General features: G+C 35.0%; 6 protein-coding genes. 4 read left to right on the forward strand and 2 right to left on the reverse strand.

Going from position 1 to position 5860, the window contains the following annotated elements; all coding sequences use genetic code 11:
- Positions 1-116: 116 nt before the first annotated feature.
- Both CP370_RS08775 and CP370_RS08780 read right to left on the reverse strand, forming a co-directional pair.
- Positions 117-536 (reverse strand): hypothetical protein, encoded by a 420-nt coding sequence (locus tag CP370_RS08775; RefSeq protein WP_012845527.1) that lies wholly within the window; start codon positions 534-536, stop codon positions 117-119.
- An 86-nt stretch (positions 537-622) separates the two neighbouring features.
- Entirely contained in the window at positions 623-1687 is a 1065-nt protein-coding gene (locus tag CP370_RS08780; protein WP_041822213.1) for a hypothetical protein, read from the reverse strand.
- A gap of 182 nt (positions 1688-1869) precedes the next feature.
- On the opposite strand from CP370_RS08780, the gene CP370_RS08785 reads away from it, so the two are divergent.
- From CP370_RS08785 to CP370_RS08800, 4 genes are all read left to right on the forward strand, one after another.
- Positions 1870-2079 (forward strand): hypothetical protein, encoded by a 210-nt coding sequence (locus tag CP370_RS08785; RefSeq protein ID WP_087713358.1) that lies wholly within the window; start codon positions 1870-1872, stop codon positions 2077-2079.
- Between the two features lie 39 nt (positions 2080-2118).
- Positions 2119-2358: a DUF2922 domain-containing protein gene (locus CP370_RS08790; protein WP_087284484.1), complete on the forward strand. Its 240-nt coding sequence runs from the start codon at positions 2119-2121 to the stop codon at positions 2356-2358.
- Positions 2359-2667: 309 nt separating this feature from the next.
- The gene (locus tag CP370_RS08795; protein WP_087713357.1) at positions 2668-4623 is read left to right on the forward strand and encodes a glycoside hydrolase family 73 protein; all 1956 of its coding nucleotides are present in this window, start codon (positions 2668-2670) and stop codon (positions 4621-4623) included.
- A gap of 53 nt (positions 4624-4676) precedes the next feature.
- The coding region (locus CP370_RS08800; protein WP_098046675.1) for a GH25 family lysozyme at positions 4677-5860 on the forward strand (1184 nt) is incomplete at its 3' end.

Below are 5860 nucleotides of genomic sequence, written 5' to 3' on the forward strand. Positions count from 1 at the left end.
AAAGGAAATCATCGTTCTTTTTTCATGTCTTAGGAATTAGTTTTTTCCCAGACACTTTTATCAGCACTATTTTGTTCCTTTAGGATTCAATATGCAACTAATAATTTGTGATTTTTTTATGAAAGAGTTTGCTTAATTTCGTTACGACGATCAGTGTACCATTTTTCCCAATCTTCGTAAGTTTTCATATTTTGTGGATCTACACCAGTTTGCTTTTGGATGTTGTTAAGCATATCCAAGAAGCGATTTGCATGGATATTTAATACGTGTTTAACTAAATTTTGACGGCTGAAAGCCATATTGTTAGTTAAGTATGTATTAATTTCAATAACATCATGATTACCATCGTAAACATCCATAATTTCAAGATCGCTTTCGTCAAATTTTGAAATATAGAAGTTAGCAAATGTCTTTAAGTAATCTGGTTGTTCTTTAAATTCAGTAGCTGGCATTTCTACACGATTTGCCTCTGGCATAACTACTTCAAATTCTTCTTTTTCTTGAGTTTCTTTGGTGTTCTTCTTGTCTTCAGTCAAAGTTAAGAGCTCCTTTACTGTCTAGCTGTACAAAAATTCAATATAATCTTACATTGAATTACAATCAAAAGCAAATTTTATAGGGCTTATTTAAAGTTTTCTACATCTTGTTTGGTGTAAGAATCAATTGTAGTATGGCCACTATTAGCAGCTGATCTCATGAAGTCAACAACTTTTTGGTCAGACCATGAACTAGTATCAACACCAATTGAACTTAATTGATTACGAGTTTGAGAAATTACTCTGCCAGTAACTGTTTGACCATCGATCATCATACTATCGCTACTTGAAGTTGATGAAGAATTAGTATTTGAATTGTTGTTATTAGCTGCAGTGTTGCTGCTTGAGCTTGTTGCACTAGATTTTTGGCTTGCAGCACTATTGTCTTGAGAGTTTGAACTATTTGAATTGCTTGAACTATTGTTAGAGTTAGAATTAGTGTTGTTGTCAGTATTATTACTGTTTGATGAGCTAGATTTTGAGTTAGGAGTTTGCTTGTTTGAAGTAGTAACTTCATCGTCATCATTAGCATCTAAGTTATCAGTGTCAATGTCATCGTTAACATTTTCGCCATTTAATTTTGCATTAGCAACTTTGCGTAAATGTTTAACGTTCTTCTTTACCTTCTTATAATACTTACTGTTGATGTAAGGTAAATCTAAAATTTGGTCGCAAGATTTAACCGCTACTTGGTAGTCACCATCTCTGTAGCTTAGTTTAGCCTGTTTGTATAATGGGTTAATATCATTAGTGATATGATCTTGAACCTTGTCAATTGTCTTGTAGAGTTTAGAAGCTTGTTTAGTCATTACTGAGTAGCCATTAGTCTTGTTGGCTGCTTTATCTAATTCACCTAAGGCATCTTTAAATTCATATTCTCTAATTTCTTCTTGAGCATCCTTCATGTCGCCAGCTTGATCTGCATAAGCTTTTGATTCAGAAGTAGCTTTTACATCATGTGCATCTTCAAATTTTTCTTCAGCTGTTTCATATTTTTGACTAGAAGCAGCATCTTTTCCTTGATTCATATAGGTGGTGTACTTGTCGAAACCACTATTAGATGAATTATTTGATGATGTGTTTGAACATCCAACTGCTAAAAAGGTAATGAAGAATGCCGTAATGGCAACTCCGAGTTTTGATCGTTTCATCATTTTTTCCTCCTATAAAAATGAATTTATCTTACTTAAATTATACCAAATTCACGTATGAAAAATTTGTTGAAAAAGTGGCACAATTTTTTGAGATAAATCGTTAGTAATAGTGTAAGGCAATTCACCGATGCTGACTTACAAAAAATTAATTATCAGTTTGATTACTTAGAGGTATAAAAATGGAATTTATTTTAAAAGATCAATCAGTTCAATTTACTTTTGCGGGTGAAAAATATAGCAAGGGTAAGAAAAGTAGAATTTTAAAAAATGTCAAGAAGCAAGCTAGTGCTGAAGAAGTAATGAAGGTGGGAAATGCCATGTCTGAGTTACAAAAAGACGATGGTATTAAAACTGCTAGACTAATTTCATATTCATATATTCAAGCTTAAGACAAACACATAAATAAAGAAAATTTAGGGGAATAAAAAATGACTACTACTAAAACATTAAGACTTACATTTAAGAATGATAAAAATAAGAAAGTAAATCTATCTTTACCTGATGCAGCAGAAAACTTGACTGAAAATGAAGTTAAGGATGCTATGAACGAAATGTGTGAAGCTAACTTATTTGTAAAGGAAGAAGTTGATCAATATCAGACTCCTTTATCTGCTCAATATGTTGAACGTACAGTTACTTCTGTGTTTGATGATAGTGAAAAGAATTAGGACGATATTTTTTGAGATAAGAAACTTGATTAAGTTATTAAATAAACTCTTAAAGAGTCTGGGAAAAAACTCTTAAATCACAAAAATCGTTGATAATCATGGTTGCATAAACCTTGATAGATCAACGATTTTATTTTTGAGCTTTATCAAAATTTAGTCAAAAAGTGACTTTTTTCCCAGTCTCTTTTATTTTAAGATGAAAGTATGTAATTTATGTTACTTTTTTATTTCAGAATGTTTGTTCGGTTGTATCTGGCAACTTGCCAAACTAAAATAAAGGGTGTATGTAAATTGGAGGGAGTTTAAGTGATGAAAAAACGAACATTCACTGGTATTGCTACCGCGGCACTTATAACCACTGCCGGTATATCAGTTACCAACAACCTTAAACCAGATAATCCTTTAAAAACTGGTGAAGGTACTGTTCAAGCTGCAACCTATCAACAAGAATTTTTAGATAAAGCTATTCCAGCTGCTACTACCGCATCATCTAAGTATGGTACTTATACTTCAGTTATGCTTGCTCAAGCAGCAGTTGAATCAGCTTGGGGCCAATCAGGTTTGGCTCAAGAACCTAATAATAACTTATTTGGTATTAAAGGCTCTTACAACGGTCAGTCAGTAAATATGAATACTGGCGAATACGGTAATGGTGGTTACTACACCACTAATGCCAGATTTAGAAAGTATCCATCATATACTGAATCATTTGAAGATAATGGTGCTTTATTACGTAACCAAATGGGTAATTATTACTCTGGTACTTGGGTAGAAAACTCAAATAACTATGCTCAAGCAACTCAAAATGGTTTACAAGGTAAATACGCTACTGATCCAAATTATGCTAAGACGCTTAATAGTGTGATTGCAACTAATGGTTTTGACAAATATGATCCCGTTACACAAGTTGTTAACGAAAATCGTACAGTTGCACAAACAACACCAGTTATGAGTGCACCAGTTGATCCTAGTGTTGGTACACAAGTAGATACTGCAAGAGTTGGTCAAAACGTAAATGTTACTAAGTATATTACTTATAACAACGGCGTAAAGCGCGCATTTATTGGTAACGGCTGGATTAATGCACTTGCATTTAGCCCAATTACTAATAACACTACTGCTAATACTAATAATAGTAATAAGCAAACTACAACCACTACTAACAACCAAGCTAGCCAACCAATTAAGACTCCAGTAGTTCAAACTCAACAAGCTAAGAGTCAAGCTCCTGCAGCTCCAGTTAAAGCAGCCACTGTTGAAACAAAGAAAGTGGCAGAAGTTAAAACTCCAGTCCAAACTACGACTTTGAAGGTTAAATCAGAAACTAAGGCAGCTCAACCAGTTAAACAATTAGCTACTTCATTAGCAGCAACTCCAGCTAAGAAAGAAGAAGTTAAAAAAGAGGCTGTTAAAGCTGAACCAGCTAAGACTACCCCTGTAAAAGTTGAAGCTCCTAAAGCTGAAAATAAAGAAACTAAGACTGCTATCCCAGTAGTAAAGACTACTGAAAACAAGACGACTAATACAGTTAAAAAGGTTGAGACTCCAGTAGTAAAACCAATTGAAACTGTGAAAAAAGAAACAACTCCAGCTGTTAAGACCACTCTGGTAGTTTCAACTAAAGAGTCAGCTAAAGTAGTTGAAGCTCCAGTAGTAAAGCCTAAGAAGGTTGAAGTTGAAGTTAAGGAAGTTAAGACTGCTCCAGTAACTACTAGTGCTAAAACTGTTGTAAAACCAACTGCTTCAGTTGTTGAAAATATTGCACCAGTACAGAGTTACCAAAGCGCTGTGTCTACAGCAGCTGCAAATAATAACTATGGTACCCAATGGATTAGTACTAATACTGCTCCAAAGAGTGCATCTACTGTTTTAGTTAAAGTAACTAAGACTACGCAAGTATTATCAGGTCCAGATGGTCAAAAGTTAGGCCAACGAGTTGAAGTTGGTAGTGAGTTCGTAGTTATAGCTTCAAAATATGCCGACGGCAACTTATATTATGAAATTAGTAATGGTAAATGGATTATGGCAAAATATACTACTCAAGAAGCACAAGTCACTGCCAAATCTGGTGTATTGACTATTAATTCTAAACCAGACTATGGTGTGCCAGTTTGGCGTGTTCCAGGCCAAGATCAAATTTCAGGTAAGTTCTTGAAAGACGGTTCAAGTTGGAGATACTTCCGTGTAGCTAATGTTAACGGACAAACTTGGTACGACCTTGGTGGAAACCAATGGATATCTGCCAAGTCAGTACTAGTTCGTTAATTTATAAAAGATTAGATTGTTTCATTAAAATTCTTTGGAGGAGGAAGTTTTTAATGCGTTCAACAAATAAGAAATTTATTAGTGCATTAGCTTGTGCTAGTGCTATGACAGCTTTAGCAATTGTAGATCCGATGGGTGTTACTAAAACTCATCAAGTAGCACAAGCCGCAACTGATAATGTGCCTGCACGTTCTGCAGGTGTAGATGTTTCAAGTTGGCAAAGTACAAACTTGAATCAACAAGCAAAATCTGGGGCACAATTTGCTGTCGTTAAAGTATCTGAAGGTACAAATTATCAAAATCCTAATGCTCAAGGTCAAATCCAGAGTGCTGAACAAAATAATATGATGACTATGGGTTACCACTACACTCATTTTGGCTCTGACAGCAATCGAGCAGTTCAAGAAGGAAACTATGCAGTTAATTCAGCACAACAAGCTGGTTTACCACAAGGCTCATATTTAGCAACTGATTGGGAACAAGACGTTAACAATAATACTAATGGCAGTGTTGCAGCTAATACTAATGCAATCACTAGTTTCATGGATACTGTTCATGATGGTGGATACAATCCAATGCTTTATTCTAATGAATGGTTATTAAAGAATAAGGTTGATACTAATAAGATTTCTGAAAAGTATCCAAATGCCTTATGGGTAGCTAAGTATAAGACTAATGGTCGTGAAGACAATCCTGACTTCAACTACTTCCCATCAATGGATAATGTGGCTATCTGGCAATATACGCAAAATTGGCGCGGTCAAAATGTTGATGGAAATGTTAATGTAGTTCCTCTTTCAAACAAGACTAATACTAATAACAACACATCAAATAACGCTGCTAATACCAATAATTCAAATGCTAATAACGGACAAAGCAGTAGTCAAGCACCTGCTAGACCAAATACTAATAAGCCAGCTCAACCAACTAACAAGCCAAGTCAACCATCTCAAAAGCCCAGCACAAACACTAACGTAAACAGTGATTGGACTAAGCAAAACGGTGTCTTTGTAACCGGTGGAGCAATTAATTTGAGAACCGGCGCAAGCACTAACAGTAAAGTAATTGCAGAATTACCAGCTAATTCAGAAGTTAAATATGATGCTTACCGCACAATTGGTCAATACACATGGTTAAGACAACCACGTGCTAATAACGAATACGGCTACTTAGTAGGACGTAACAATGGCCAAGCATGGGGAACGTTCAAGGAAGGTTCTGCAACAGCAAGTAAGCC

Source organism: Lactobacillus sp. UMNPBX19, from assembly GCF_002553805.1.
Lineage (GTDB): Bacteria > Bacillota > Bacilli > Lactobacillales > Lactobacillaceae > Lactobacillus.